The sequence below is a fragment of the Flavobacteriales bacterium genome, from assembly GCA_020635795.1.
GTDB lineage: Bacteria > Bacteroidota > Bacteroidia > Flavobacteriales_E > Vicingaceae > Vicingus.
This window is the reverse complement of record JACJZD010000001.1, coordinates 650,666-677,530: the sequence shown is the minus strand read 5'-3', so window position 1 is coordinate 677,530 and position 26,865 is coordinate 650,666. Positions and strand designations below refer to the sequence as shown.

Sequence of the window (26,865 nt, the reverse complement as noted above, 5' to 3'; positions counted from 1 at the left end):
AGACGGATGATTATCCGTCTCAAAAAAATACAATCATGCTCTAATATACTTAGACACAGAATCGTGCTTTAAAACATTAGACGCACAATCGTGCGTCTCTAAGAATGGAATTTCACCAACTCCTCAATAGGTTGTTTAATAACCTTTCCTATTTTGACACTATAATTTTTAGCTATTTTTTCGATTTCCTGCTTAAACACATACCCTACACTTCCAACAATATTTAATGGATACTGTTGGTGATTATCGTATTTGCAAATGTGTTTTTCAAAAAAAGGCCTAAAACATTCGTCAATTAGAGTTGAAATTTCTGGTTTGTGTTTATTCTCATAAACAAATTTGGCAAATTGTGCTAAAAACCGATTTGGAAGTGGCTTTTTGTAAACCGCATCCAAAATGTCAGTCAGTGCTAATTTGTATTGTAGTTTAAATTTATCTTCTATTTCTTGCGAAAGTTCTTTGTTAAGCAATGCTTGAATAAAAGTTTTTCCGATGTAAGCCCCACTACCTTCGTCACCTAAAATATACCCTAAAGCCGAAACATTAGCCGTTATGTTTTCGCCATCAAACAAACACGTATTTGAGCCAGTTCCTAAAATTGCAACCATACCTTTTTCATGTCCACACAATGCCCTAGCAGCAGCAAGCAAATCATGACTTACAGCAATGCTGGCTCGATTAAAAAATTGTTGTAAAGCCTTTTTTATTTCATTGCTTTTGGATGGTGAAGAACAACCTGAGCCATAAAAAATAACTTCATGCACATCGTGTTTGATGCTTTTTAAATCCGACTTGTTTAATTCAGCTAAAATTTCTTCATTACTAATGTGATAGGGATTAAAGCCTATGGTTTGAAAGGATTGGTTTTTACCATCAGAACTAACCAATCTCCAATCAGTTTTTGTTGAACCACTATCAGCTATTAATTTCATAACTAAACACTTTAATCTCGTAAAGATAAGTTAAGAAACCAACCTTTTCAATATAATTATGGTACTTTTGCCAAAAAAATTTAAAAAAATGATTGAAACGAAACACAAAGCGATTTCAGTAGATTACAACTTGCATAAGGATACTGCTGAAGGAGAAATGATTGAAACAACGGTTGGTAAAACTCCACTAACATTCTTAACAGGTATGGGTCAAATGATACCAGATTTTGAAAACAACATCGTAAACTTAAATGTTGGCGATACTTTTTCTTTTGGTATTAAAGCTGAAAACGCTTATGGTTCTAAAACTGACGATGCTATTATTGAGTTACCACAAGATATGTTTAAACAAGATGGTAAATTAATTGACGAACTTTTTGTTGGTAATATGTTGCCATTACAAGATCAAAATGGACATGTTGTACCTGCTACTGTTGTAAAAATTAATGAAACTACCGTTACAATGGATGTTAATCACCCATTGGCTGACCAAGATTTACATTTTACTGGTACTGTTGTAGCTTCAAGAGCTGCTACTGCTGAAGAAATTGATCATGGACATGTTCATGGTGAAGGCGGACATCACCACTAATTAGATGACAGTTTACAAAATGCTGTCTGCAAGATAAAAAAAATGCTTTTTCAATATTGAAAAAGCATTTTTTTTATTATTTATATTGTCGATTGTGATTTGAGGATTGAAGACTAATTTTCGTGTTCTCTACCTTTTATCTTATTGGTTTCAAACAATTTATTCAACTCTTCATCTTCTTTAATTAATTCTTGAGTTGGCTTCTTTTCCATTAATTCGTTTAAATTTGGTTGTCCTGCATTAACCCATGCCGTATACCAATAGCTACCTACCTTAATAATCGATTGTGTTAATCTACGCTCTACCATACCATTTAACATGTTGTGATAAGCGTTAGAATATTCTTCCGAGTAGGTTTTCATTACAACCGTTCCTCTATTTTCAAATGCATATTTTCTATCTGATGGAAATTCATCGTTTAGCTTTTGTTCAAACTCCAAAACAGAATCTTTAGCCGCAAAACTTTGTTTTACCGTCTCCCATTCATCATTTAAAATATTTTCAACATAAACTGCTCTTCCTACAAAAAAATCATAATCTTTTGATTTTAATTCAGGTAACCGCGATTCCCAAAAACCATGAATTCCTTTTTGGTTGGTCAATTGCCCGTTGTAATTTTCGGTAGTATGTAACGGCACATGCGAATCGCCAATGTAATGGCCCAAATCTGCAGAAAGTCGCAAGATTTTATCCACGTTTTTTTCTTCAAATGCTTTGGTTAAACGCATCACCATTATGTTAACATGCCAAGGAACAATTCCGTAGGCTTGCAATGTATCTTCTGTAAACTTTTCTACCGCTTTAGTCCATTGTTTTGGCACAATTTCAAAAGGGTCTTCCCCACTGTGCACGTAATGGTCAATATCTATGTAATGGCGTTGAGCTTCTCCTTCGGTAGAATACCTTCTTTTATCAGGGTCTACTGCATGTTCGGTAATGTATTCGATATTCTTTTTATAAAAACCTATCATTTCTGGTGGCAAGGTAAACACCGCCATTCGGTTTATTTTTTTATGCCCAAAAAAGCCCCACGAATACATGCTCGGCTGAGCAAAATAAGCCAAACCAATAAAAATGACTAGTCCGATAAAATATTTATATACCAAGTTCATTTTGTTGGTTTGTATGATGGTTGTTTATTAATTGTTATTCGTTAATTAAACACTATTAACTATTAACAAGAAACCAATAACTAATTATGCTTTAACAATTTTACCATTTTTTAAGATTGGTACACTTGTCGATTTATTAAGTTTTAAGCAATAAATAATATCCTCTTCTAAGTTTAATCTACTCAATCTTTTTCTGTGCGAAGATTCTCCAAGAAATCCATACATATCAGCCTTTGCAGCATCGTACAATTTAATCGAAGCTTGAGCAGAATCTGCCAAATCTGTAAAACGTAAATTTTCAGCTAATTTTTGAGCCAAAGCACCTGCAAACAAGGTATCTTCTAAGTTAAACCTATCCTTCCAACCAGCACATAATAAAATCACGTTTTTATCTAAACGCTCTACATACTCTGCAACAGCATCTAAATTACTAAACGAGCCAATCACTACTTCCGCAGCTTCTTTAGCCATTTCAATAGCTTTTGTTCCGTTTGTAGTAGTTAATACAATGGTTTCACCTTTAAACTTACCGCTTTTAAAAAACAAAGGAGAATTACCAAAATCAAAACCCTCTACAACCTCCGCCGAACGTTCTGCACCAACAATATAACCTTTTTGTTTGTAATCGATAGCTTCTTCCATGGTAGCAACAGGAATAACTGCTTCAACGCCATTATCAATGGCAGAACAAATTGCCGTGGTAGCTCTAAACACATCAATTACAACAACTACAGTATTTTTATCTTGAAAATAAACAGGAAACAATACCGGCGAAAAACAAACTTCAACCGTGTTCGAAAACCCTGACGACTCCTCTCCCATCTTACAACTAATTGCTTCCTTTATAGAAAGGCATGCTAACCACTTTTGCCTTAATTCGTTTATCACGAATAAGGATATAAATTTCGCTATCTACTTTAGAAAACTCAGTTTTTACATAACCCATTCCAATTGGTTTGTTTAGCGATGGTGATTGTGTTCCAGATGTTACTATACCAATGTTGTTACCATCGGCATCAACAATTTCGTAATCGTGACGAGGAATACCTCTATCCAACAACTCAAAACCAACCAGTTTCTTTAAAACGCCTATTTCTTTTTGATTTTTTAAATATTCAGAATTCACAAAATCTTTCGTAAATTTAGTTATCCAACCTAAACCTGCTTCAATAGGAGAAGTTGTATCGTTGATATCGTTACCATACAGACAGAAACCCATTTCTAAACGAAGCGTATCTCTACACGCCAATCCTGCCATTTTACAACCCACTGCTTCACCTGCCTTCATTACGGCATTCCAAATGGTTTCTGCATCGTTGTTGTTAAAGTATATTTCGTAACCACCAGCACCTGTGTAACCTGTTGAAGAAACTATAACATTATCAACTCCAGCAAAAATTCCTTTTTGAACGGTGTAATAGGTCATTTCTAAATCCATGTTCGTTAACGGTTGCAGCATTTTTTTAGCATTTGGTCCTTGTATAGCTAATAAAGAAATACTATCAGAAATGTTTTTAATATCCACGCCACCAATGTTGTGTTTTACCACCCAATCCCAATCCTTATCAATGTTTGCTCCATTAACTACCAACATATAGTTATTCTCACCCAACATATACACCAACAAATCGTCAACTATACCACCTTCGTTGTTTGGAAAACAAGAGTACTGAACTTTTCCAGGCACTAATTTCGATGCATCATTACTCGTAATTCGTTGAATCAAATCCAAAGAACCTTCTCCTTTAACCATAAACTCACCCATGTGCGACACATCAAAAATGCCTACATTGTTTCTTACATTTAAATGCTCATCAATTAAACCAGTGTATTGCAAGGGCATATTAAATCCTGCAAACGAAACCATTTTTGCACCTAAATCAATGTGTTTTTGTTTAAGGGCAATGTCTTTTAATTCTAGTACTTCCATCTTTATCAATTTTATCAAACAAATGTATTTATTTAAAGTTAAAAGTGGAACGTTAAAAGTTAAAAGTTTTTAGATTGCTACCGTACCTATCATTAAGTAATAATGGCAGACACTTAGTAATTAGGGATTACTAACAACTATTCACATTTACGGGTTGTTACTTGGCACTAGATTTTGTAATTTTGCTCCTTAAATTTTAACATTCACAAAAAATATAGTTGAACATGGCAAACGCATTTTTTAACGTACCAAAAGCAGTTAACGAACCCGTAAAACCTTATGCTCCGGGTAGTCCGGAAAGAAAAGAATTACAAGCTAAGTTGGCTGAATTAAAAGGACAGCAAGCTGATTTACCAATGGTTATTGGTGGAAAAGAAATAAGAACAGGTAATACAGTGAGCATGCACCCTCCGCACGAAACTGCTCATAACCTTGGTAACTACCACCAAGGAACTGCCGACCACGTTAACCAGGCTATTAATGCTGCAATGGAAGCTCGTAAATCATGGGCAAACACACCTTGGCAAGACCGTGCAGCCATCTTTTTAAAAGCTGCTGAATTATTAGCTGGTCCGTTCCGTGCAAGAATGAATGCTGCAACCATGCTTTGCCAAAGTAAAAATGCTTTTCAAGCTGAAATTGATGCTGCGTGCGAAATGATTGATTTCTTCAGATTCAACGTAGAGTTTATGACCGAAATTTATGCTGGACAACCAGAATCGGCTCCAGGCATTTGGAACAGAATGGAATACCGACCTTTAGAAGGTTTTGTATTTGCGATAACTCCATTTAACTTTACTTCTATTGCTGCCAACCTTTGTGCTGCCCCAGCATTAATGGGTAATGTGGTAGTTTGGAAACCATCAAACACTCAAATATACTCAGCTCATGTAATTATGGACTTGTTTAAGGAAGCTGGTTTACCTGATGGAGTAATTAACATTGTACACGTAAACAGTTCAGTAATTGCTGATACTATTTTTAAAAGCCCCTATTTTGCAGGTGTTCACTTTACAGGTTCTACTGGCGTATTTAACCAGTTGTGGAAAACTATTGGTAGCAATTTAGAATTGTACAAAGGTTACCCGAGAATTGTTGGAGAAACAGGTGGTAAAGATTTTATTATTGCTCATAAATCGGCCGATGCTAGAGAAGTAGCCACAGGAATGGTAAGAGGAGCTTTCGAGTATCAAGGACAAAAATGTTCGGCTGCATCGAGAGTATATTTACCTTCAAACATTGCTGATGAAGTATTGGCGTTGGTTAAAAAAGATGTGGAATCGTTTAAAATGGGTTCGCCAGAAGATTTTAGTAACTTTATTAATGCGGTTATTGATGAGAAAAGTTTTGATAAAATTGCCAACTACATCGAATTGGTAAAATCTCGTGATGATGCCGATTTTGTTTGCGGTGGAACATACGACAAAAGCAAAGGGTATTTTATTACCCCAACAGTAGTAAAAACAACCAACCCGTTGTTTAGAACCATGTGTGAAGAAATTTTTGGACCATTTTTAACCGTTTATGTTTACGATGCTGATAAATACGAAGAAGCACTTGAAATGTTAGACAACTCATCGGAATATGCCTTAACTGGTGCTATTTTTAGTAAAGACCGTGCTGCCATTAATACAGCTACTCGTTTGTTAGAAAATGCTGCGGGTAATTTTTACATAAACGATAAACCTACTGGAGCTGTGGTGGGGCAACAACCATTTGGAGGCGCAAGAGCCTCAGGTACTAACGATAAAGCTGGTGCACCACAAAACTTAATGCGTTGGGTTAACTCTCGTACCATTAAAGAAACCTTTGTACCACCAACCGATTACCGTTACCCATTTTTGGGATAAAACATATTTAAACTAAAAAAAGCTCCAGCAGAAATGTTGGGGCTTTTTTTTGCACAAAACAATCGGTTTAATAACCGTTAAAAAAATGGATCTCACTTTTTTGGTTTTTCTTACAACATTTTTAAAGGTTAAAAAGTATATATCTTAAAATGAAGACTCGAGCACTTCCCTTATTAACCTAATAAACCTTAATACTATGAAAAAGATCGTCATTATCACCCTGACCCTACTATATGTGTTTAGTCTAACAACACAAGGGCAGACTGGAACAATTAAAGGACAAGTTGTAGACAAAAGCAATGGAGAATCATTACCTTTTGCTAATGTTACTTTATTTTCATCCAATAACAGTAAAATTGCAGCAACTATGTCAGACTTAGATGGAAAATATGCCATAAGCACCATCGATCCTGGCACTTACATTCTTGAATGTGATTATGTTGGATACCAACCAACCCGTATCAATAACATTATTGTTTCAGCAAATAAAATCACATTTGTGGATGTAAAAATGCAACAAGGGATAGACCTCAAAGAATTTGAAATGATATCTTACGAGGTTCCATTAATCAGTAAAGACCAAACTTCATCTGGAGGGACTGTTACAAGAGAAGACATCAAGACAATGCCTGGTCGTTCAGCCTCTTCAGTTGCAAATACAATTGGTGGGGTTACCGTTGTAAACAATTACAATATTCGAGGATCAAGATCTTCAGGAACCGACACATACATTGATGGAATTAGAGTTCGAGGTTCTGCAAATAAACCCAGTTCCATATCCGTTTATCGTGAATCAGAAAACAATGAATCGTATGGACAATTTATTGAAAATAGTTACCAAAATGTGCGTAAAAACCCATTATCAACTTTTAGTATTGATGTAGATAGAGCTTCTTACACCAACATTCGACGATACATTAACCAAGGCTCATTACCTCCTACCGATGCAGTACGAATTGAAGAAATGATTAATTATTTTAATTATAATTATACTGCTCCAGAAAATAACGAAGTATTTTCAATTACTACTGAATATACTGATTGCCCTTGGAACACTGAACACAAATTGGTTCACATTGGATTAAAAGGTGTTGAAGTAGATATGAAAGACTCACCTGCTAACAACTTAGTCTTTTTAATCGATGTTTCTGGCTCTATGAATTCTCCAGATAAACTCCCTCTGTTAAAGTCTGGATTGAATTTATTAATTGACCAATTACGTGACCAAGATAGAGTTTCTATAGTAGTTTATGCAGGTGCTGCTGGAGTTGTACTACCATCAACTAAAGGAAATAAAAAAGATGTGATTAAAGATGTGATAGACCAACTAAGTGCAGGCGGCTCTACCGCAGGTGGTGCTGGAATAAATTTAGCTTATCAAATTGCTAAAGATCATTATATTAAAGATGGTAACAATCGTGTGATTTTGGCTACCGATGGCGATTTTAATGTTGGTGTTTCTGATGATAGAGCATTAATTTCTTTGATTGAAGAAAAAAGAAACGACAATATCTTTTTAAGTGTGTTGGGCTTTGGAACTGGCAACCTAAAAGACTCTAAAATGGAGCAATTAGCAAACAAAGGAAATGGTAACTACAATTACATCGATAATGCATTAGAAGCTAAAAAAGTATTGGTTACCGAATTAGGAGGTACCTTATTGACTATAGCTAAAGATGTGAAAATACAAATCGAATTTAATCCTGCTTTCGTTAAATCGTACCGTTTAATTGGTTACGAAAATCGAAAATTAAACGATGAAGATTTTAATGATGATAAAAAAGATGCTGGAGAATTGGGTTCTGGACATACCGTAACTGCGCTTTACGAAATTGTACCAAAAGATTCTAAAGAACAATTAACAAATATTGATGAGTTAAAATACCAAAATACAGATGAAGCCAATGTCACCAATACTTACCAAGAAGAAGTATTGACGATAAAATTTAGGTATAAAAAACCTAAAGAAGACAAGTCTGAATTAGTTAGTAAAGTACTCTTTAACAACAACACTAAATTGTCAGAAGCGAATAAAGATTGTCAATTTTCAATTGCAGTAGCCCAATTTGGTATGTTGTTACGTAACTCTAAATATAAAGGAAATGTTACTTACGATAGCATTATCACTTTAGCAAAGGCATCAAAAGGTGATGATAATAATGGATATAGAGCAGAATTTATTAGAATGGTTGAAATGGCTGAATTGATAAAATAAAAATGCTCTCTAATGTTTAGGTAGATAGTATTCTACCTAAACATTTTATTTTTTTCCAAAGCCAAACACATTGTTTGGCTTTTCTATTTTTTGTACATTTATCCGAAAACAACTACTTACAAATAATTACAAACCACAACAAATATTTACATGTGGACTTGCGCTTATCCGCATCTTGAGCGTCATTGTAAAAAACCCCAGAACATAGACAGAAACATGAAAATACATTTGCTCATATTACTTTCGATTATTTTGACAATAAATACGTTTGCTCAGAATCATAGTTTTGATACTGCATTAGTAATCAATAACAAGGCTTATCAAATTCTGACTTCTGACATCAATGACGATTATGTTACTATGACAGTATTTCGTGATTCAGAGAAAATCTCAATTGATACAATTGAAAGTGGTAGACTGGCAAATATTGAATTTCCTGATTTCAATAAGGATAATAATCCAGATATAATGCTGACCTACATGGGAAACAATAGCATTTACTTTTTATACCTTTTTGACCAGAAAACAGAAAGATTTAAGAGTATTGAAGGATTTTCAAAATATCCTGATGCAATTCAATTAAAAAATCAACCTGATTTATATTATTCATATCACAGAGCTGGTTGCGCCGATATGAATTGGGTAAGCGATTTGTTTAAGATTGTTGATTTTAAAACAGTTCAACTTGGACATATTTACGGACAAGGTTGTGATTTTGAAGTAAACGAAAATCCGCAGAGAATAGAGACTTATAAGGTGATTGGCAATAATGAAAGCAATGGTAAATTGATAGAAAAATTACCTTATTTAAAATTCATTCCTGAATTCGGTGATAAATGGAGTTTTATTGAGAAATATTGGAATGAGAATTATAAGAAATTTGAATGACTAATGAATTGAAAATAAACAACGAACGCCCAACAAGCGGTATAGCCAATAAGGGTTTCAGAGGTTTGCGAAGGGTTGTAGCCCGCTTCAACTTTTCGTGTACCTTTATAACAAATCGCCCGCAAACCCATACTGGCCATACCGCCGACCGTTAAGCCTTCTTTCTCCCAAACCCAATTTCCAACACATAACCAAACAACACTACCAACATGCACCCTACCACATTGTACCACAAGTAACCCATGGTTAAAAAGTTAGGAGCAATATCGAAACGATTTAATATATCTATAAATATTACCGAGCATTCAGCTAAAATGGCTGCAATAAAAACAGCATTGGATTGAATTTTCTTTATATAAAATGCAACAACAAAAATTCCTAAAATAGTACCATAAAAAATAGAGCCCAAATAGTTTACAGCTTGTATTAAATTCTCAAACAACGAGGCAGATGTTGCAAACAAAATAGCCAGTAGCCCCCACAAAAACGTAAACCATTTGGATGATTTTAAATAGTGTAAATCGGTTCCACTCTTATTAATCGAACGTTTGTATAAATCAATGGTAGTAGTAGAAGCTAGGGCATTTAACTCGGAAGAGGTAGAAGACATGGCAGCCGAAAACATTACAGCAAACAACAAACCCACCATACCAACAGGTAAATAATCCATTACGTAAGTCATAAAAATATAGTCCTTGTCGTTGGTTTCGGCTGTCGGGCTGGCTTTTTTAATCAGCTCTTTGGCTTCTTCTCGTAGTTGGTTGGTTTTGGTTTGTAATGCTAAGGCATTGGTTTTAGCTGTGGCTAATTTGGCTTGGTCGTCGGTTTTTACCGCAGCTACCAAATTCGTGAGTTCTTGTTTTTTCTCGTTAAACACTACCGTATATTCAGCTTCAAGGGTTTTCATTTCATTTGCATATACCGATTGTTCTACCTTTTGTTTTTCTACCTGATTAAAAAAGATGGGCGGTTGGTTAAACTGATAAAACACAAACACCATAACCCCAATAAACAAAATGATAAACTGCATGGGTACTTTTAATAAGCCGTTCATGATTAAACCCAAACGACTTTCGGCAATAGATTTACCCGAAAGATAACGTTGTACTTGAGATTGGTCGGTACCAAAATAACTCATAAACAAAAACAAGGCAGCCGTAATCCCCGACCAGAAATTGTAACGGTCGTTTAAATCGAAATCGAAATTTACCACGTTTAACTTGCCCATTTTACCAGCAATGTGCAAGGCATCATTAAAACCAACATTGGCAGGCAACATGGATATGACCATTATTCCGGCTAATACCATTCCTCCCATCATTACTGCCATTTGCTGTTTTTGGGTTTGTGTAACGGCTTTTGTCCCACCCGAAACGGTGTAAACAATTACCAACAAACCAATAAAAATATTAGTAGCAGCCAAGTTCCAACCCAGCAATGACGACAAAATAATGGCTGGAGCATAAATGGTGATGCCTGCAGCTAAACCACGCTGCACTAAAAACAGCAATGCTGCCAAGGTTCTGGTTTTTAAATCGAAACGTTTTTCTAAAAATTCATAAGCAGTAAATACCTTTAACTTGTAGTAAATGGGAATAAAGGTTACCGATAAAATAATCATGGCAATGGGCAACCCAAAGTAAAACTGGATAAACCGCATACCGTCGGTATAAGCTTGCCCAGGTGTAGATAAAAAAGTAATGGCACTGGCTTGTGTAGCCATAATGGAAATTCCTATTCCCCACCATTTGGCATCGTTATCACCTTTGAGGTAGCTTTCTAAATTTTTGCTTCCACGGGTTTTCCATGCACCGTATGCCACAATAAAAATAAGCGTACCCAACAATACTATCCAATCTATACTGCTCATGAATAGTGTTTAGTAAAAATGTAAAACAATGCCACCAACACGCATAGGGTTGTAATTAAAGCTATGTACCATCTATTCCAGTTGTTTTCTTCGTCCATTTTTCTCTATACTTTACCTTGTCTAAAGTTTAAAACTTTAGACAAGGTTAATCTATGTCTTTTCTTTCATCAACTCTTCTAAAGTTTTAAACTTTAGAAGAGTTATTGGATTATATCTAATTATTCTATCACCAAATTTTTAATCAAATTAAATTCATTTTTATCCTGATGACAGGCTTGAAAATTAACCATATCTCCAAAATAATTAATGACTTCTTTTTCTACAGCAGTTTGACTCGCTAAATCTAAAAATTTTGAATAAGATGAATTTTCCCATTGGCTAAAATCTTCTACAAAACCATGATGAACAGGATTGCAATGAATATACAGAATGAGTTCTTTTAAGTATTCTTCTGAAACAATCTCTTTATGTTTAAAACCTTTCTGAAATAGGCTTCCTGTTCTATTTTGTTGTTTATTAAATGATTGAGTATAACTACTAAATAAATTAGCAAATTGTTTTGATATGAAGTATTGAATAAACATTTCCCACGTTTGAAACCTTGAAGAGCTTTGATCTTCGTTATTAATAAACTGTTTTAATCCTTCTTCGGACTTTATTTTGACCAACAAATGAAAATGATTCGGCATTAAACAATATGCATAAACATTTAATATAGGCGATAGGTACAAGTCTATTTTGCTAAGAAAAAAATCATAATTACCCTCATTCATAAACAAGTTTTCAAAACCATTAGCTCTATTGTAAATATGGTAATATTTTCCTGTTTCCATTATTAATTAAACTAACTAATTATTTAACAAAACTTATCTAAAGTTTAAAACTTTAGATAAGTTCTAGATACTCTCTGTTCTTTTTACCTAATTAACTTGTCAAAAGTTTAAAACTTTAGACAAGTTATTTCTACTACTTATTTCATCTCTTCTAAAGTTTGAAACTTTAGAAGAGAGATTAAAACTACTGTTTTAAGCTAATTAAGTTTACCAACAAACGATATGCTCCCGGAACGCCTTCAGGCAATTGTCGGAAAAACGAAATGCCCGAATACACGTAATTTCCTTTACCGTATTTTGCTACCAACAACGAACTGTTTTTGGGTTCTTCACCTTTATCGTTCATGCTAAAAATGGCTTGGTAGTTTTCATCCCATTCTGATGGAAAATACAAGCCACGTTCCTGTGTCCAATTTTCAAAATCAGTAGCGGTTATTTTATTGGGAGAGTTTAACACTGAATGATTCGGCAATAAAAAACGAACCTCAGCAGTTTCGTCAGTTACTCTATCTCTACCCAATTTTAATGGATAAGGAGAGAAATTGCTTGTTTTTAAGGCATGAGCAGTATTGTATTGTACAATCAAGTTACCTCCATTTTTGCAGTACTCCAACAAGGGTTTCATGTAAAAATCAACTCTATCAATGGTGTTTAATGCTCTAATTCCAAAAATAATGGCTTGGTAATATTTTAGCTTTTCTGGCAACAAATCGCTTTCGTTTAGTTCTACCACTTCATAACCTATTTCACGCAAAGCATCAGGAACAACATCGCCAGCACCGGCAATGTATCCTATTTTATTTCCTGTTTTTTCAATCGGAATAAAACTCAATTGTGATTTGGCTTCGGGCATATACACTTGCGTAGGAATATGGTCGTATTCAATGGTTTTAAGTGCATTTGAATAAGACACACCATCAATACTAATGCTGGCTTTTAACTCACCTTGCTCTGCTCCTTTTGTTGGTGCAACTTTAATTTTAATGCGTTGCTCTGATTCGTTTTTCGGCAAGTTTATTTTCATTGTTGAAGGAGTAACCGTCCACCCTTTTGGAGCAGTAAATTTCACCTCTCCAACTGCGTCATCTTTTTGAGATTTAATCACCACTTCAATTTCTTTTTCGAAATAAGAAGAGAACACGTAAACTGGTTTTTCGATGTTTAAAAACGCTGGTGGAGTAATTACAAACGGCCTGTAAGTTTCGCCTTTAACTGGGTCGTTTTTTTTATACACTACTGGCAGTGAGTAGTTCAATTCCAATCCATCAATTTCAAAATCGGCACTAAAAAATAGTGCTGGATAATTTTCAGGAACACCAATCATTAATTGGTCATCCACTGTATAGGTTCCCAATGTTCCTTCTTTAACCAACCAATACGGCTGACTGATTGGAAAATTTTTGATATAAATTTTTCTCTTAAAGGTAGTTACCTTATTTATTGTCAGAGGCAAATTAAATTCTTCAATTTCAAGATTTTGAGCATTAACAATACGTTTCAATTTCAAGTCATTAAAACTTCTCGAAATCAACTCAAATTCAACCTCAACCGAATCGCCATTTATTGCTGAATACGATTTTGCTGTAGCTTCTAGATACAAACCTGCACAAGCTTTTACCAGAGCATCAATTTCGTGGAGTTTTTTCTTTCTCCAAAAATCATCTTTTAGTTTCAATAAGGCTGTTTTGAGTTGTATCAGTTTTGTAATACTATTTTCAGGTTTAGCAATGTTGTAGGTATTAATAATATCTTTAACCAAGGTTTGAACGGTTTTACTATCCGCCACTCTATTCCAAGAACCATCAACACCTTCAAAAAGAGATTTTTCGGCTTGTTGTCCTTTTAAATGCTCGAAGTATTCTTCCATTTCGCCACGAGTACCCGTAGAACCAAAACCTTGACTTTTGTGCATGGTTCTGCTGCGTGCAGCCAACTCATTATAAGATGTTCCCAACACTTTGTTATAAACTCCAATGTTTTCAGCAACTACTCCCGAATCGTTTGCTGAAATCTTATCATTCCACCAACGTCCTGTATTCATCACAATACGTTTGGCTTGCCAAGTATCTACATATTGTAATTGCTCTGGGAACTTGGTTTTATCGGCAGCCATTTCAAAAGCTTCTATCCCCAACAGGGCTGAAGAAGTGTGATGTCCATGACCTCCTCTCCCATCAGGTGGAAACCGACAAACAATTACATCGGGTTTAAACTTACGAATGGTCCAAACCACATCGCTCAACACTTTTTCTTTGTCCCAAATCTCAAGGGTTTCTTCAGCATCTTTCGAATATCCAAAATCATTTGCTCGCGTAAAAAATTGTTGACCTCCATCTGTTCTTCGAGCAGCTAACAATTCTTGAGTTCTTATTATACCCAATTGCTCACGAATTTCTGTACCAATTAAATTTTGTCCACCATCGCCTCTAGTTAGGGATAAATATGCTGTGTTGTACAATTTCTCGTTCGCACAATAAGCTATAAAACGAGTATTTTCATCGTCTGGATGAGCCGCCAAATATAGTACATTACCCAGTACATCTAACTTTTTTATTTTTTGAAAAATTTCTGCCGACGACTCTTGATGTGGCATTTGAGCTTGAACAAAACAAGCTATCAATAATAAGGGTAGAATAATAAGTTTTCGCATAGTATTCAAAACTACTTGAAAAAATAGAAAGTTTAATGAATAAAATTTTGTGAATCTTTTATTTCTTTCTCAACAGTTGAAAAAGTATAATAAGAACTGAAGCGGTAAAAGTGGCAGTCATTAAAATACCTGATAGCATGATGATGTACTTGAACCAAAGCACACCACTCCACATTACCCAAATACCACCAAAGGTTAACAAAAGTGAAATAAAAGGTTCTACAATTAGTATTTTTTTAAGAATAGGCGATAAATTGGTTAACAATAGTAAACCTCCTAGAAGTAAAAAAATAATAGATAACGAAAGTACATGGTTATGTACCATTGTTACAATATCCTTTTTTGATTTTTTAAATTTCATCACTTCGGCATTTTCATCATCTTCATTACCCAAATAATGTTCTTCCACACCGTTAAATGTTGAATTGGTATTCTCGTTAATAAACAATAAGCCTGTGTAAAAACCAAAACTTAACGTAATTAAAAAACATACTAAGAGCATTTTGGTTGTCTTTGACAATTCTTGTATTTTACCTTCAAATTGCATTAAATAATTCCTTTAGTTTTTAAAAATTGAATGTTTTTAGTGATTTCTTGAACATCTTGAGTTAATGAACGTGCAGATAATGTTGCTCCCGAAATACTCTGAATATCATCCCCAAACCTCATGTTATCTGGATTATTTTTTCCATCAAATTGCTTCAACCAACGTTTACTGGCAATTTCACCACCATAATCTTCTCGATAAGCTAAAACACTAATTGATAAAATACTTAAGTCAGGCTTATAAACCACCATGTAATCAAAAAAATCGACTCTGCTTTTAGCTCTCGAAATCATTAAATAGCCTACCAATTTATTACTGACCATAAGTTTACTCAGCTTTAAATGTGTATTCTGAAACTGTTGTTTAGAAATATCTATTTCCTCCTTTGTAACTACCTGATTCTCCCACAATGCCTGAATGGCTTTATCCATTTTTTTAATTGCACTAGATGGTAAATCAGCACTCAAACAACATATACCAACCACAATTACTAATACTATTTTTTTCATCTCTACAAAAATAAGAATACCACGTAAGAATTTCCGTCTTACGTGGTACAAACATTAACTAAAACAATTTATATTAAAACCATACACCTAATCCAACATTAATTTGATTACCTGTATTGTCACTTCCTCTCACTTTCATTAATTGATAATCGGCTTTAAATACAGCTCCTTGAGCAATATGGTAAGAGAACCCCATTGTTACATCTGTTCTTCCATAAGCTTCTTTACGAGTGGTACCTTTTTCAACCGAATTGTGTGTATCATAAAACTCATAACGACCAAATAATACAAACCTTTCTTTGGCTTCTTTGTTAAATAAACTCAACACATCGTAACCTAACTCACCGTACCACCCAAACATTGATGAACCTAAATCTTTACCTGTAAAAGCATTGTACTCTTTAGTGTTTGTTATTCCTGCATAAATTGCTTGTCCGCGAGCCTCAAAAGCTTTGTAATTATATCTGAAATCGAAACCAACCATAGATAACCCAACAACTGTAGAATCAGCTGCTCTTAAAGCAGGAGCATCGGTATTTAAAACACCATTGTAAGCGGTAGTTTGTGTATTTCCAAAATAACCTGAAACACCTATTTTTAATCCATTAATTCCATAAAAATCGATTTTCGAAGCCAAATTTGGTGAGCTCATGGTTGACTCCATTCCTTTTTGACGACCACCTCTAAAACCATCAGAACCTTTTAATTTAGCAGTAGTTCCATCGTAACTTTTAAAACCGTTTACTGCAAACAATTGGTATTTGATCGACAATCTATCTAACGTACCAGTTAAACCAGCCCCCATCTCTCTCCAAGTTGTTGGTACAATTTTACCATCGATGTTTGGCCGTTCAACACCATTATACGTTGTTGGCTCGTGATACTCATTAACAATACCCATTGGTATTAACATTAAACCACCTCGCAGGTTGATTGCATTATTAATTCTATAATTAACAAAAGCTTGTTCTACATACACTTCGCTAATATGTTCGAATTCAATCTCAGTTACAAAGTGTACTCGTTCGTTAAATTTATACCCCATAAACATTACCATACGATGTACATCAAGATTTCCATTGGTTCTAGTCGAATCATTAAACCCTTGATTATAATCAATTTGAGCATAAGCACCCATGGTTATTGTTTTACCACTGTTACCCGATAAAATATTTTGGGCTGAATTCATTGGTGCATTTGTCAAACTGTCTGTTCCTCTTACTTGAGCTGTTGTTAACTTTCCAAATGCAATTAAAGTTAAAACGATGATTACCTTTTTCATTAATTTAAATTTTTATAGTTTATTTTTATTTAGACTAATTCTAAATAACATTGCAAAAGAACAACTGAAACTTATTTTGCACAATACCACAAAAAAGGTATTTTTAAGTTTTAAACTCAAAATAATATGGAAAATATATCGGTTAATGTTAAAGATACTATTGTAAGTTCAATTGAAACCATTTACCAATCTATTATACAAGCTGAAAAGCTTTGTGGCTATTTTACCACCAAATCGAGTGGTAATTTACAAGAAGGTAAGATCATTACTTGGGAGTTTGAAAACAATTATAAAACTGACATTTACGAAATTAAACTAACCCCAAACAAGCAAATTAATTTTACTTGGGGTACAACGGGTAGTTCTACAACGGTAGAAATTGTTTTAACCTCAATAAACGAAACACTTACAAAAATTGATATAACCGAAAGTTCTTACCCATTTGATGAAAAAGGAGTTAAAACTGCTTTAGGTCAAACCCAAGGCTGGACAGATTTTATCTGCTCTTTAAAAGCCTATTTGTATGCCAATATTAATTTAAGAAAAGGGAGATAATTAAATGAAAACGTGTTTAAATTGTAACAATAAATTTGAAGGTAATTACTGTAATAATTGCGGGCAAAAAGATATTGAGGTTAGAATTACTTTAAAAATGATTTTTACAGATTTTGCAAAAACTTATTTTTCTGTTGATACCACCGTATATAAAACCTTAATTGGGTTAATTTCTCATCCTGGACAATTAATTAACGATTACCTAGCAGGAAAACGAAAACTTTATTTTGCACCCTTTCAGTTTTTCTTACTATTCATGACCATTTATTTACTAACACTAAACTATTTTGGCGATGGTATTTTTGAGATGTTTGGCAGGGGCATTCAATCTGACAATCAAACAGCTATTAAAAATGTAGAAGTTATTCAAGCTTTTGTTAGAAAAAACCTAAATCTGCTTTATTTCGTTCTTACTCCCGTATTAGCTTACTTTATAAAGGTTTTTTTTAAAAAGAATAAATTCAATTTTGCCGAAACCTTAATTTTTTCGTTTTACATTGTTGGTGTAGGAGCTTTTCTATCTACTTTTGTAGCCTTTATCAGCTTGTACTCTTCTAAGTTATTTATTTTAAAAGCTGCTATAATTCTTGGGTATTTCCCTTTTGCCATTGCTAAATTTACCAATCAAACAGGTTTTTTAGGGTTTATGAAGTCCTTTTTTACTGTATTGTTGAGTTATATTGTTTTCTTGTCGTTTGTTGTTTTATTAGGAACCCTTTATGTATTCTTCTTTCTGAAACAATAACTTCAAGCAACTATTAATCTACCGTTTGTAAAATTTCTTCCTCAACAATATTTTGTTGCGTAGTATCTTTTTCTACCACATAACTTTTAGCTAAAGGCGCTAATATCACTTTTGCGACATTGGTTTGTTGTTGGTCGGGCGTAATAATTCCTTTACTTACTAAATGCCCACTGATGACATTAAAATAATTCTGGGTGTTTTCTTTTAACAAACCATTCTCATTAAAATGATACATGAACCACTTGGGTCGTGGAACAATCATTGCCAAGAAAATACTTTCTTCTATGGTTAAATCGGCTGGTTTTTTACTGAAATAAAAGTTTGAAGCCTCTCCTATCCCGTAAACATTTGGTCCAAACTCAATCACATTCAAATACACCTCATACATTCTAGCCTTACTCACCAAACGATTGTTTTCTATCAACCAAACAATAATGGCTTCTTCAATTTTACGAGCAACGGTTTTGTTGCGGCGTAAAAACACATTTTTAACCAACTGCATGGAAATGGTACTTGCCCCACGTACAAATCGTTTTTGTTTGTAATTCTCAGCAATCGATTGCCCAAAACGTTTTTCATTAAACCCTTTGTGGTGATAAAAACTACCATCTTCCGACGACATTAACGCATTTTGGAAATACACACTAATATTACTCAACGGCGTATAATTTGGGTTTGATGGACCAACCAAAAAGCTTCGAATCATCCTGTCTCCATCATAAACAGTATAATTAAACTCTTCGTTCAGTTTTGATAAGTTAGTCGCCCCATAACCCAATATTTTCAGTTTATCGGGTGTTAACGTTGAGCTAAAAATTAAATTTTCAGGGTGTTGAGTATCAAAATTAAAATCGAGGCTATACTGCAATTGACCCGATGTTTTTATTCCTTCTAAATTGGTGAAAAGCCCCGTTGGTAATGATTCGAAAAAGTCTTTCGATTCCATTTTTGAGGTGTTTATCTTTAACGCAAAGGTTTTATACTTGTCGAAACCTACTTTTAAATAAGGTGTAAAATGAAGCTTGTTAATCGCAACCAAACTTGTACTATCTACCTGAACATAATTATTGCCAACGGTTAAATGATAATTGACTTCAAACGATTTTAGCTCCACTGTTTTTGGTGAAATACGCCAATGATTTATAGCAAAATCGTGGATTTGTGCTACACCGTTTAAATGCAACTGTCCGTTATTAAACTTAAAATCAGTTAAACTGTAATACATGGTATCGCAACTCAAGGTTAAATTTAACTGTTGTTTTAGCAATGGGAAAACAATCCCTTTTTGGTCGGAATAATATTTGACTTGTACATTTTTTTGAACATTATCAATATTACCTTCAATGTGCCAAAGGCTGGTATCATTGTTTTCTATCAAAGTAAATTCACTTTTAAAAAGCTGTTCTTGTATTGATATGCTTGGAGTGTTTACCTTTAAATTTAAACTGTCGTAGTTTATTTTCACGTTGAATTCATTCACCAAAAAATCGGAAGGAACCGCTTCAAAAGCCAAGTTTAACAAATTGTTTAAGGTTTCAGCATAATCAATTGACGAGGTTTTTTTCTCCTGTTTCTCTTCTTCGTTGCTTTTCAATAAAAAAGAAAAATTATCACGTTCATGGTCTTTATACAACACCACATTTAAGGTATCGATACTAAGGCTAGAAAACCTGATTTGCGCTTTGATTAAATCCAATAAATTAACCGTAGCGTTAACCGAACCAATATGTAGCAGCTTTTCACTTTCGCTGTTTTTAGCAATAGAAATGTTGGTAACACTAACCGATTTAAACCCAGAAAAAGCAGCTTCTTGCACCTCAATGCTCATGTTGTACTTTTCCGAAAAATTAGCGACTTGCTGGTTTAAAAAATAATTTAGCAGGGTGTTTCTAAACACAAAAAACAGCAGCAACAATGCAACAAACACCAAAGCAACGTACTTTAATGTTTTAATCAACACCTTGTTGTTATTGCTAAAAAACAACAACAGGGTATTACTTAACTGCTTAAAATCAATGCTCATGCTCAATTATTTTGGGCAGCAAATGTAGCTAATGTTAGCATAGCTTTTACAATATAAAAACAGCATTTTAAACGGTTTAATTATTTACTATTTTTGATGATGATTGTTTTTACATTTAATAACTCCATGAAATGAGTGAACGAAAATTAATTTTATACATCAGCATGAGTGTGGATGGCTTTTTAGCTACTAACGATGATGATTTATCTTGGTTATCGATAGTAGAAAAAGAAGGCGAAGATTACGGCTATCATGAATTTACAAAAGGTGTTGATACCTATATTGTTGGAAGAAAAACCTACAAAATTATAAAAGAATTGATGCAGGGAGAGTTCCCTCAAGCAAAACAATACAAGTGTTATGTTATAACCCGACAACAACTGGAAAATAAAGATGGCGTTGAATTTTACAATGGAAATATTGAAGATTTAGTGCAAAAATTAAAACAAGAAAAAGGAGCAAACATTTATTGCGACGGCGGTGGTGAAATTGTAAAATTGTTGATGGAGAAAAACTTAATTGACGAATACATCATATCTGTTATACCAACCATTTTGGGTGATGGCAAGCGTTTATTTATTGGAGGCATCAACCCGTTAAAACTAAAAGCCATATCGAGCAACTATTTTGATAGTGGACTAATTCAATTGAGATACGAGAAAAAATAAAACTTGAGTTATAGTTTTCGGTATATTTGATAGAAATTTATAATCCGAATAAAGTGCATATGCACTTTATTCGGATGTTGTAGCACATTAAAATGAAACGAATCGGTAAATATCAAAATCGTCAAATATTTTGGTTTGATTATGGTCAATTTAAACTTGAAGAACTGCCAAAAACAGATTGGTTGTGTCTTGCTACTTCTGACATTAATCCAAATGACGAAAAATTTGAAAGGTTCGTAAGATACTCTATCGATAATGGAATTCTAGAATTTAAAGGGCATGGAGAATATGGAGAAAAACTACATGACATTTTCGATGAAACAATGGTTGATATTGAAATTACCAATGGCATAGAAACAATTGACATAGCAACTACTTGGCACAATGACGAGACTTTTGCTGATGCTTTTTGGCAATGTTTTTTTGCAACAACTTTGCCAACTAGAACTAACTACGAAATTATTTCCATAATCTGCACTGACTTGAAAGGTGTGAACAGGACGAAGGAAATAGTAGAAATACTTAAACGATTTGAGAATGGTTGGATACCTGATTAACCAATGAAGAAACAAGCCATAAAAGACGTTGATGATAAAAAGAAATTTTATCGTGGAACTAGATTTAGACAATATGAAATAGGACTAAATGTAAAGAGTAAAGAAGATGATTTCTATGAATATATGTTAACCATAGTCCCTGGAGAATCTGAATACTTACTCCTGACTTGTGTTGAAGGTTACAAATCAGGAAGCCCTTTAGCATTTGTCAAAACTGAACCTAATGAAATGTACGTAACAGCTAAGTCTTTGAAATACTCAATGGGAATAGAAAATGTATATCTATTAAATGATGAATAAAACCTTGCTACAACAACACCTATACGCAATGCCCTTCGGGACACTGCGCATAGCCTAACTGTTAATTACTATCCAACCTCCTTAGTTGTATTATTTATCCATTGGAATACAACTTCAAGCTAACATCTACCATCATAAAATAAAAAATACACACTCATTTTTCCTCTCATTCAAAATAAATTCTACTTTTGTACCATCAAAATGAAAAACGCAAGTACATATACAACTTTAAATTGGTGGCACAGTTCAACTTTCCGATGGTGTTGAACTAAGCTTGCCTACTTGTATATTTTAAATATTTAAAAGGTCTGCCGTTCGGCAGGCCTTTTTTGTTTTATCACTTTTCCATAATTACATTCATGAAAAAAAAATTTACATGTTACACCAAAAAGGTGTACGCCGATCAAATAACTCCAATAAGTGCTTACCTCAACATTAGAGGTTTGTTTGCAGGGAGTTTTTTATTAGAAAGCTCAGAAATAGACGACAAACAAAACGCGCGTTCTATTATTTGTGCCAACCCCATTGCAGGTATTGAGTTAAAAGCAAACTCACTTAAAACCTCTTTTGGAAATGAAACTGAAACAAAATCTGTAGAAAAAATTGAATCCATTCAACAAGAACTTCATCAGTTTTTTAGCTCCTTCGAAATAGAAAATACCTACGAAGGCTTGAATGGCTTTTTCGGTTATCAATCGTTTGAATCGGTTAGGTATTTCGAAACTAAAAAAGCCAACCTTTGCCCAGTTGTTGATGAAACCATCCCTATTTTAGATTACCGTTTGTTTCAATACGTGATTTGTTTCAACCACTTTAACAACGAAATACATTTTATTGAAAATGCCACCAACAACCAAGCTTCTACCTTAGAGAAAATAGCTTCGGAAGTGTTAACAAAACGCAGTACTACCTACCCTTTTAGTTTAAAAGAAAAAGAAACGGCATTCGACACCGAGCAAGAATTTATTGAAAAAGTAAAAACCGCTCAAGCTCATTGCCAAAAAGGTGATGTCTTCCAACTGGTGTTATCCAGAAAATTTAAGGTGGGTTACCATGGCGATGAATTCAATGTGTACAGGGCTTTACGCCACATCAATCCATCGCCCTATTTGTTTTATTTCGATTACGGTTCATTTAAAATATTTGGTTCTTCGCCCGAAGCTCAAATACGCATTGCTGACAACGAAGCATTGATTAACCCTATTGCAGGAACTTTTAAACGAACAGGCGACAAACACCAAGACGAACAATTGGGTTTAAAATTGTTGGACGACAAAAAGGAAACTGCCGAACATTCGATGTTGGTAGATTTAGCTCGAAACGATTTAAACAGACATTGCACCAATGTTGAAGTTTCTGAATACAAATCCATCAAGTTTTTTAGTCACGTTATACACATGGTATCTACCGTTAAAGGTAAATTGGGTAAAGGAGCAAATGGCATTGATATTTTAGCCGACACCTTTCCAGCAGGAACGTTATCTGGCGCACCAAAAGTAAGAGCGATACAACTGCTTGCCGAAATAGAAAAAGACCCGCGAAGCTTTTATGGTGGTAGCATAGGTTTTATCGATTTTAATGGTGAAATCAATCAAGCCATTATTATCCGTTCGTTTTTAGCGAAAAACAACGAAATATTTTACCGTGCTGGTGCAGGAGTGGTACTCAAATCAAATCCAACAAATGAATTACAAGAAGTAAACAACAAACTTGCTGCACTAAGAAAAGCCTTGGTTGAAGCACAAAATTTTTAAGTTATGCGATTATTAATGTTAGACAATTACGATTCATTCACCTACAATTTGGTGCAATTAATCAAAGACCATTCAACCATAGCAGTTGATGTATATAGAAACGATGAAATTTCCTTGCAAGAGGTCAACCAATACGACAAAATTGTGCTTTCTCCGGGTCCTGGTTTGCCAAGCAATTCTGGTATTTTGTGCGATATCATTAAAACCTATCAGCACAGCAAAGCCATATTTGGAGTTTGTTTGGGCATGCAAGCCATTGGTGAGGTTTTCGGGGCTAAACTAATCAACTTACCAGAACCTTTGCATGGTGTTTCAACTCCAGTTAAACACAATAACAGCTTTTTGTTTAAAGGTGTTCCTGAAACGTTTAATGTGGGTAGATACCACTCTTGGGCTGTAGATGCTAAAACAATTTCTAAGGATTTTATTATTAGTGCAGAAGATGAAAATGGAATTGTAATGGCTATCGAACACCGACAGCTAAACATTAGTGGCGTTCAATTCCATCCAGAAAGTATTTTAACCGAACATGGAAAAACCATTTTGACCAACTTTTTAAACTATTAATCATGAACTTTAAATCAACCATAGAACAAATTATGCAAGGCTATCACTTGAGTGCTTCCGAAGCTTTTTCGGTAATGAGCAAATTAGGTGATGGAGCATACAACGACAGCCAAAAAACTGCCTTAATTATTGCCTTAAGCAGTCGCGATTTGTCGTTAGAAGAAATTGCTGGTTTCCGAAATGCTTTATTGGAATTGAGCGTAAAAACCACACTTACCTCTTACAATGCCATTGATTTATGCGGAACTGGTGGCGACGAAAAAAACACCTTTAACATTTCTACGTTGGCCTCTTTTGTAGTTGCTGCTGCCGGTTACAAGGTTGCAAAACATGGTAATTACGGCGTTTCTTCAGTGAGTGGTTCATCCAATGTGCTAGAAAAACTAGGCTACAAATTTTCTGCTGATTCATCCAAATTAGAACGAGAATTAAACGAATTAAACATTTGTTTTTTACATGCTCCACTCTTCCACCCTGCACTAAAAAATGTTTCTGATACTCGAAAACAATTGGGCATAAAAACCATTTTCAATTCACTTGGTCCGTTGGTAAATCCTGCACGAACAAAAAAACAATTTGTGGGTGTTTACAATTTAAAATTAGCGCGTTTGTATCACTATTTGCTTCAGCAAGATGCAAAAGATTATGTGGTAGTGCATGCCTTAGATGGTTACGACGAAATTTCGCTAACCTCATCGGTACAATACTTCTCCTCAACAGGCGAACAATTACTAGAACCGAGCGATTTTGGTTTAGGAATAAATACCCAACAACAACTTTACGGTGGCGAAACGCTGGATGATGCCTTAGTTATTTTCAAAAAAGTAATTGCAAACGAAGGCACTGCAGTACAAACCAATGCCGTACTAGCCAATGCAGCAGCAGGTATTCAATGTTTTGAAAACAACAAATCCTTACCCGAATGTGTAGCTATAGCTAAAGAAGCCATAGTGAGTGGTAAAGCCAATCAATTATTAAAAAAACTGATAGAAATTCAATAACCATGTTACAAGAAATTATAGAAAATAAACGCAAAAAAGTGGAGCAACAAAAGCAACTTTATCCTACAAAATTATTAGAGCAAAGTATTTATTTCGATTCAAAATGTGTTTCGTTAAGTCATTACCTTACACGTAAAGATAAATCAGGAATTATTGCTGAGTTTAAACGAAAATCGCCATCAAAAGGAGTGATTAACGCTTATGCAGATGTTTTAGAAACTACCTTGGGCTACATGCAAGCAGGAGCTTCGGCTTTATCGGTTTTAACCGAACAAGATTATTTTATGGGTAAAAGCGAGGATTTAACCATTGCAAGAAATGCCAATTATTGTCCCATTTTAAGAAAAGATTTTACGGTTGATGAATATCAAATTATTGAAGCAAAATCGATTGGAGCTGATGCCATTTTATTGATTGCAGCAGCTTTAGAAAAAGACCAAATAAAAAACTTGCACCAATTGGCAAAATCTCTAGGATTAGAAGTCTTGTTCGAAATACACGGGAAAGACGAGCTAGACAAAGTACCCGATTCAGATTTAATTATTGGCGTAAACAATCGCAATTTAAAAACCATGGAGGTTGATTTAAAAACATCGTTCGACATCATTAACGAACTACCCAAAACTTCCTTATTAATTTCAGAAAGTGGCTTATCGAATGTAGAAGATGTAAAACAACTAAAAGAAGCAGGCTATCAAGGGTTTTTAATGGGTGAACATTTTATGCGAACACCAAATCCTGCGGAAGCTTTAAAACAATTCATCACTAAACTAAATGCCTTATGATAGTAAAAGTGTGTGGTTTAAATAATGTTGAAAATTGTTTAGCAATTGATAAATTAAAGCCCGATTTGGTTGGAATGATATTTTATAAAAAATCTCCACGCTACATTGGTGAAACCATTTTACCAAAAACCAAGACTAAAAAAGTGGGCGTTTTTGTAAATGCTACACTTGGTGAAATACTTTCGGCGGTTGAAAAGCACCAACTAAGTTATGTTCAACTTCACGGTAACGAACCTATCGTTTTAGCAAAGGCACTACAAGAAAATGGTGTTAAAATCATCAAGTATTTTGGTATAGACAATACTATCGACAACTTAAAAATGGTTGAATGGGAACGGTACAGCACCTATTTTGTTTTCGATACCAAAGGCAAACAATTTGGCGGTATTGGTGCAAAATTCAATTGGAATTTACTCGACGATTATCAACTCAGCACCCCTTTTTTATTGGCTGGAGGTATATCGGTTAAAGATGTTGCTACCATCAAAAAAATAAAACATCCAGCATTTGTGGGTGTTGACATCAACAGCAAGTTTGAACTCGAACCAGGAATTAAAAATATTGAACACGTAAAACGATTTATCAATGCAATGAGATAATGGTCAGTTCGAGTGTCCCGCATTTCAGCGAGACGTATCGAGAACAAAATTATTTTAAAACAAACTACACTTCGACAAGCTCAGTGTGACATAAAAAATTA

At 34.4% G+C, this 26,865-nt stretch carries 25 protein-coding genes; 14 read left to right on the top strand and 11 right to left on the bottom strand.

All coding sequences use genetic code 11. The features are described from left to right. Positions 1-98: 98 nt before the first annotated feature. On the bottom strand, positions 99-932 hold the full coding sequence (locus H6589_02915; protein ID MCB9173533.1) for a hypothetical protein: 834 nt from the start codon (positions 930-932) through the stop codon (positions 99-101). Between the two features lie 88 nt (positions 933-1,020). Here H6589_02915 and H6589_02910 point away from each other — a divergent pair, with 88 nt between their 5' ends. Continuing rightward, on the top strand, positions 1,021-1,524 hold the full coding sequence (locus tag H6589_02910) for an FKBP-type peptidyl-prolyl cis-trans isomerase (GenBank protein MCB9173532.1): 504 nt from the start codon (positions 1,021-1,023) through the stop codon (positions 1,522-1,524). 113 nt (positions 1,525-1,637) lie between these two features. Here the strand turns inward: H6589_02910 and H6589_02905 are convergent, their stop codons facing one another. From H6589_02905 to gcvT, 3 genes are all read right to left on the bottom strand, one after another. Beyond that, positions 1,638-2,636 carry a zinc dependent phospholipase C family protein gene (locus tag H6589_02905; GenBank protein MCB9173531.1) on the bottom strand — a complete coding sequence of 333 codons (999 nt, stop codon included), beginning with the start codon at positions 2,634-2,636 and terminating at the stop codon, positions 1,638-1,640. Positions 2,637-2,720: 84 nt separating this feature from the next. Next, complete coding sequence (locus H6589_02900; GenBank protein MCB9173530.1) at positions 2,721-3,458, bottom strand: 2-phosphosulfolactate phosphatase; 738 nt, start codon at positions 3,456-3,458, stop codon at positions 2,721-2,723. Between the two features lie 7 nt (positions 3,459-3,465). Beyond that, positions 3,466-4,566 carry a glycine cleavage system aminomethyltransferase GcvT gene (gene gcvT / locus H6589_02895; protein ID MCB9173529.1) on the bottom strand — a complete coding sequence of 367 codons (1,101 nt, stop codon included), beginning with the start codon at positions 4,564-4,566 and terminating at the stop codon, positions 3,466-3,468. Between the two features lie 224 nt (positions 4,567-4,790). Here gcvT and pruA point away from each other — a divergent pair, with 224 nt between their 5' ends. The 3 genes from pruA (at position 4,791) to H6589_02880 (ending at position 9,519) form a co-directional block, all read left to right on the top strand. Then, positions 4,791-6,416, top strand: coding sequence for an L-glutamate gamma-semialdehyde dehydrogenase (gene pruA / locus H6589_02890; GenBank protein ID MCB9173528.1), 1,626 nt, complete (start codon positions 4,791-4,793; stop codon positions 6,414-6,416). A 196-nt stretch (positions 6,417-6,612) separates the two neighbouring features. After that, positions 6,613-8,631 carry a von Willebrand factor type A domain-containing protein gene (locus H6589_02885; protein ID MCB9173527.1) on the top strand — a complete coding sequence of 673 codons (2,019 nt, stop codon included), beginning with the start codon at positions 6,613-6,615 and terminating at the stop codon, positions 8,629-8,631. Positions 8,632-8,883: 252 nt separating this feature from the next. After that, a complete protein-coding gene (locus H6589_02880; protein MCB9173526.1) occupies positions 8,884-9,519 on the top strand; it encodes a hypothetical protein in 636 nt (211 codons plus the stop codon). A gap of 151 nt (positions 9,520-9,670) precedes the next feature. Here H6589_02880 and H6589_02875 read toward each other — a convergent pair whose 3' ends face one another. The 6 genes from H6589_02875 to H6589_02850 form a co-directional block, all read right to left on the bottom strand. Next, the gene (locus tag H6589_02875; protein MCB9173525.1) at positions 9,671-11,389 is read right to left on the bottom strand and encodes a sodium:solute symporter; all 1,719 of its coding nucleotides are present in this window, start codon (positions 11,387-11,389) and stop codon (positions 9,671-9,673) included. A 218-nt stretch (positions 11,390-11,607) separates the two neighbouring features. Continuing rightward, a complete protein-coding gene (locus H6589_02870; protein ID MCB9173524.1) occupies positions 11,608-12,222 on the bottom strand; it encodes a transposase in 615 nt (204 codons plus the stop codon). 184 nt (positions 12,223-12,406) lie between these two features. After that, a complete protein-coding gene (locus tag H6589_02865; protein MCB9173523.1) occupies positions 12,407-14,872 on the bottom strand; it encodes a PIG-L family deacetylase in 2,466 nt (821 codons plus the stop codon). 58 nt (positions 14,873-14,930) lie between these two features. Beyond that, entirely contained in the window at positions 14,931-15,419 is a 489-nt protein-coding gene (locus H6589_02860) for a hypothetical protein (protein ID MCB9173522.1), read from the bottom strand. Next, entirely contained in the window at positions 15,419-15,928 is a 510-nt protein-coding gene (locus H6589_02855; protein ID MCB9173521.1) for an FMN-binding protein, read from the bottom strand. The genes H6589_02860 and H6589_02855 overlap by 1 nt, the downstream gene beginning before the upstream one ends. Before the next feature lie 73 nt (positions 15,929-16,001). Next, positions 16,002-17,210, bottom strand: coding sequence for a hypothetical protein (locus H6589_02850; GenBank protein MCB9173520.1), 1,209 nt, complete (start codon positions 17,208-17,210; stop codon positions 16,002-16,004). Between the two features lie 126 nt (positions 17,211-17,336). Between H6589_02850 and H6589_02845 the strand changes: the two genes are divergently transcribed. Continuing rightward, complete coding sequence (locus H6589_02845) at positions 17,337-17,765, top strand: SRPBCC domain-containing protein (GenBank protein MCB9173519.1); 429 nt, start codon at positions 17,337-17,339, stop codon at positions 17,763-17,765. Positions 17,766-17,769: 4 nt separating this feature from the next. After that, positions 17,770-18,510, top strand: coding sequence for a DUF3667 domain-containing protein (locus H6589_02840; protein MCB9173518.1), 741 nt, complete (start codon positions 17,770-17,772; stop codon positions 18,508-18,510). Positions 18,511-18,523: 13 nt separating this feature from the next. On the opposite strand, the gene H6589_02835 is transcribed toward H6589_02840, so the two are convergent. Beyond that, complete coding sequence (locus H6589_02835) at positions 18,524-20,533, bottom strand: transglycosylase domain-containing protein (protein ID MCB9173517.1); 2,010 nt, start codon at positions 20,531-20,533, stop codon at positions 18,524-18,526. Positions 20,534-20,664: 131 nt separating this feature from the next. Here H6589_02835 and H6589_02830 point away from each other — a divergent pair, with 131 nt between their 5' ends. The 8 genes from H6589_02830 to H6589_02795 all read left to right on the top strand — a co-directional run bounded on the left by H6589_02830 (position 20,665) and on the right by H6589_02795 (position 26,764). Next, on the top strand, positions 20,665-21,201 hold the full coding sequence (locus tag H6589_02830; GenBank protein ID MCB9173516.1) for a dihydrofolate reductase: 537 nt from the start codon (positions 20,665-20,667) through the stop codon (positions 21,199-21,201). Positions 21,202-21,293: 92 nt separating this feature from the next. Beyond that, on the top strand, positions 21,294-21,758 hold the full coding sequence (locus H6589_02825) for a hypothetical protein (protein MCB9173515.1): 465 nt from the start codon (positions 21,294-21,296) through the stop codon (positions 21,756-21,758). A gap of 3 nt (positions 21,759-21,761) precedes the next feature. Continuing rightward, complete coding sequence (locus tag H6589_02820; protein ID MCB9173514.1) at positions 21,762-22,058, top strand: hypothetical protein; 297 nt, start codon at positions 21,762-21,764, stop codon at positions 22,056-22,058. A 359-nt stretch (positions 22,059-22,417) separates the two neighbouring features. Then, positions 22,418-23,812, top strand: coding sequence for an anthranilate synthase component I family protein (locus H6589_02815; GenBank protein ID MCB9173513.1), 1,395 nt, complete (start codon positions 22,418-22,420; stop codon positions 23,810-23,812). A 3-nt stretch (positions 23,813-23,815) separates the two neighbouring features. Then, a complete protein-coding gene (locus tag H6589_02810; protein MCB9173512.1) occupies positions 23,816-24,379 on the top strand; it encodes an aminodeoxychorismate/anthranilate synthase component II in 564 nt (187 codons plus the stop codon). A 2-nt stretch (positions 24,380-24,381) separates the two neighbouring features. Beyond that, positions 24,382-25,380 (top strand): anthranilate phosphoribosyltransferase, encoded by a 999-nt coding sequence (trpD, locus tag H6589_02805; GenBank protein MCB9173511.1) that lies wholly within the window; start codon positions 24,382-24,384, stop codon positions 25,378-25,380. After that, the gene (gene trpC, locus H6589_02800) at positions 25,377-26,165 is read left to right on the top strand and encodes an indole-3-glycerol phosphate synthase TrpC (GenBank protein MCB9173510.1); all 789 of its coding nucleotides are present in this window, start codon (positions 25,377-25,379) and stop codon (positions 26,163-26,165) included. The genes trpD and trpC overlap by 4 nt, the downstream gene beginning before the upstream one ends. Beyond that, positions 26,162-26,764 (top strand): phosphoribosylanthranilate isomerase, encoded by a 603-nt coding sequence (locus H6589_02795; protein MCB9173509.1) that lies wholly within the window; start codon positions 26,162-26,164, stop codon positions 26,762-26,764. The genes trpC and H6589_02795 overlap by 4 nt, the downstream gene beginning before the upstream one ends. Positions 26,765-26,865: the final 101 nt, after the last annotated feature.

Excerpts from the sequence above, each read along its gene's own strand:
- H6589_02915 (MCB9173533.1), bottom strand. The coding sequence starts at position 932 with ATGAAATTAATAGCTGATAGTGGTTCAACAAAAACTGATTGGAGATTG.
- H6589_02910 (MCB9173532.1), top strand. The coding sequence starts at position 1,021 with ATGATTGAAACGAAACACAAAGCGATTTCAGTAGATTACAACTTGCAT.
- H6589_02905 (MCB9173531.1), bottom strand. The coding sequence starts at position 2,636 with ATGAACTTGGTATATAAATATTTTATCGGACTAGTCATTTTTATTGGT.
- H6589_02900 (MCB9173530.1), bottom strand. The coding sequence starts at position 3,458 with ATGGGAGAGGAGTCGTCAGGGTTTTCGAACACGGTTGAAGTTTGTTTT.
- gcvT (MCB9173529.1), bottom strand. The coding sequence starts at position 4,566 with ATGGAAGTACTAGAATTAAAAGACATTGCCCTTAAACAAAAACACATT.
- pruA (MCB9173528.1), top strand. The coding sequence starts at position 4,791 with ATGGCAAACGCATTTTTTAACGTACCAAAAGCAGTTAACGAACCCGTA.
- H6589_02885 (MCB9173527.1), top strand. The coding sequence starts at position 6,613 with ATGAAAAAGATCGTCATTATCACCCTGACCCTACTATATGTGTTTAGT.
- H6589_02875 (MCB9173525.1), bottom strand. The coding sequence starts at position 11,389 with ATGAGCAGTATAGATTGGATAGTATTGTTGGGTACGCTTATTTTTATT.
- H6589_02870 (MCB9173524.1), bottom strand. The coding sequence starts at position 12,222 with ATGGAAACAGGAAAATATTACCATATTTACAATAGAGCTAATGGTTTT.
- H6589_02865 (MCB9173523.1), bottom strand. The coding sequence starts at position 14,872 with ATGCGAAAACTTATTATTCTACCCTTATTATTGATAGCTTGTTTTGTT.
- H6589_02860 (MCB9173522.1), bottom strand. The coding sequence starts at position 15,419 with ATGCAATTTGAAGGTAAAATACAAGAATTGTCAAAGACAACCAAAATG.
- H6589_02855 (MCB9173521.1), bottom strand. The coding sequence starts at position 15,928 with ATGAAAAAAATAGTATTAGTAATTGTGGTTGGTATATGTTGTTTGAGT.
- H6589_02850 (MCB9173520.1), bottom strand. The coding sequence starts at position 17,210 with ATGAAAAAGGTAATCATCGTTTTAACTTTAATTGCATTTGGAAAGTTA.
- H6589_02845 (MCB9173519.1), top strand. The coding sequence starts at position 17,337 with ATGGAAAATATATCGGTTAATGTTAAAGATACTATTGTAAGTTCAATT.
- H6589_02840 (MCB9173518.1), top strand. The coding sequence starts at position 17,770 with ATGAAAACGTGTTTAAATTGTAACAATAAATTTGAAGGTAATTACTGT.
- H6589_02835 (MCB9173517.1), bottom strand. The coding sequence starts at position 20,533 with ATGAGCATTGATTTTAAGCAGTTAAGTAATACCCTGTTGTTGTTTTTT.
- H6589_02830 (MCB9173516.1), top strand. The coding sequence starts at position 20,665 with ATGAGTGAACGAAAATTAATTTTATACATCAGCATGAGTGTGGATGGC.
- H6589_02825 (MCB9173515.1), top strand. The coding sequence starts at position 21,294 with ATGAAACGAATCGGTAAATATCAAAATCGTCAAATATTTTGGTTTGAT.
- H6589_02820 (MCB9173514.1), top strand. The coding sequence starts at position 21,762 with ATGAAGAAACAAGCCATAAAAGACGTTGATGATAAAAAGAAATTTTAT.
- H6589_02815 (MCB9173513.1), top strand. The coding sequence starts at position 22,418 with ATGAAAAAAAAATTTACATGTTACACCAAAAAGGTGTACGCCGATCAA.
- H6589_02810 (MCB9173512.1), top strand. The coding sequence starts at position 23,816 with ATGCGATTATTAATGTTAGACAATTACGATTCATTCACCTACAATTTG.
- trpD (MCB9173511.1), top strand. The coding sequence starts at position 24,382 with ATGAACTTTAAATCAACCATAGAACAAATTATGCAAGGCTATCACTTG.
- H6589_02795 (MCB9173509.1), top strand. The coding sequence starts at position 26,162 with ATGATAGTAAAAGTGTGTGGTTTAAATAATGTTGAAAATTGTTTAGCA.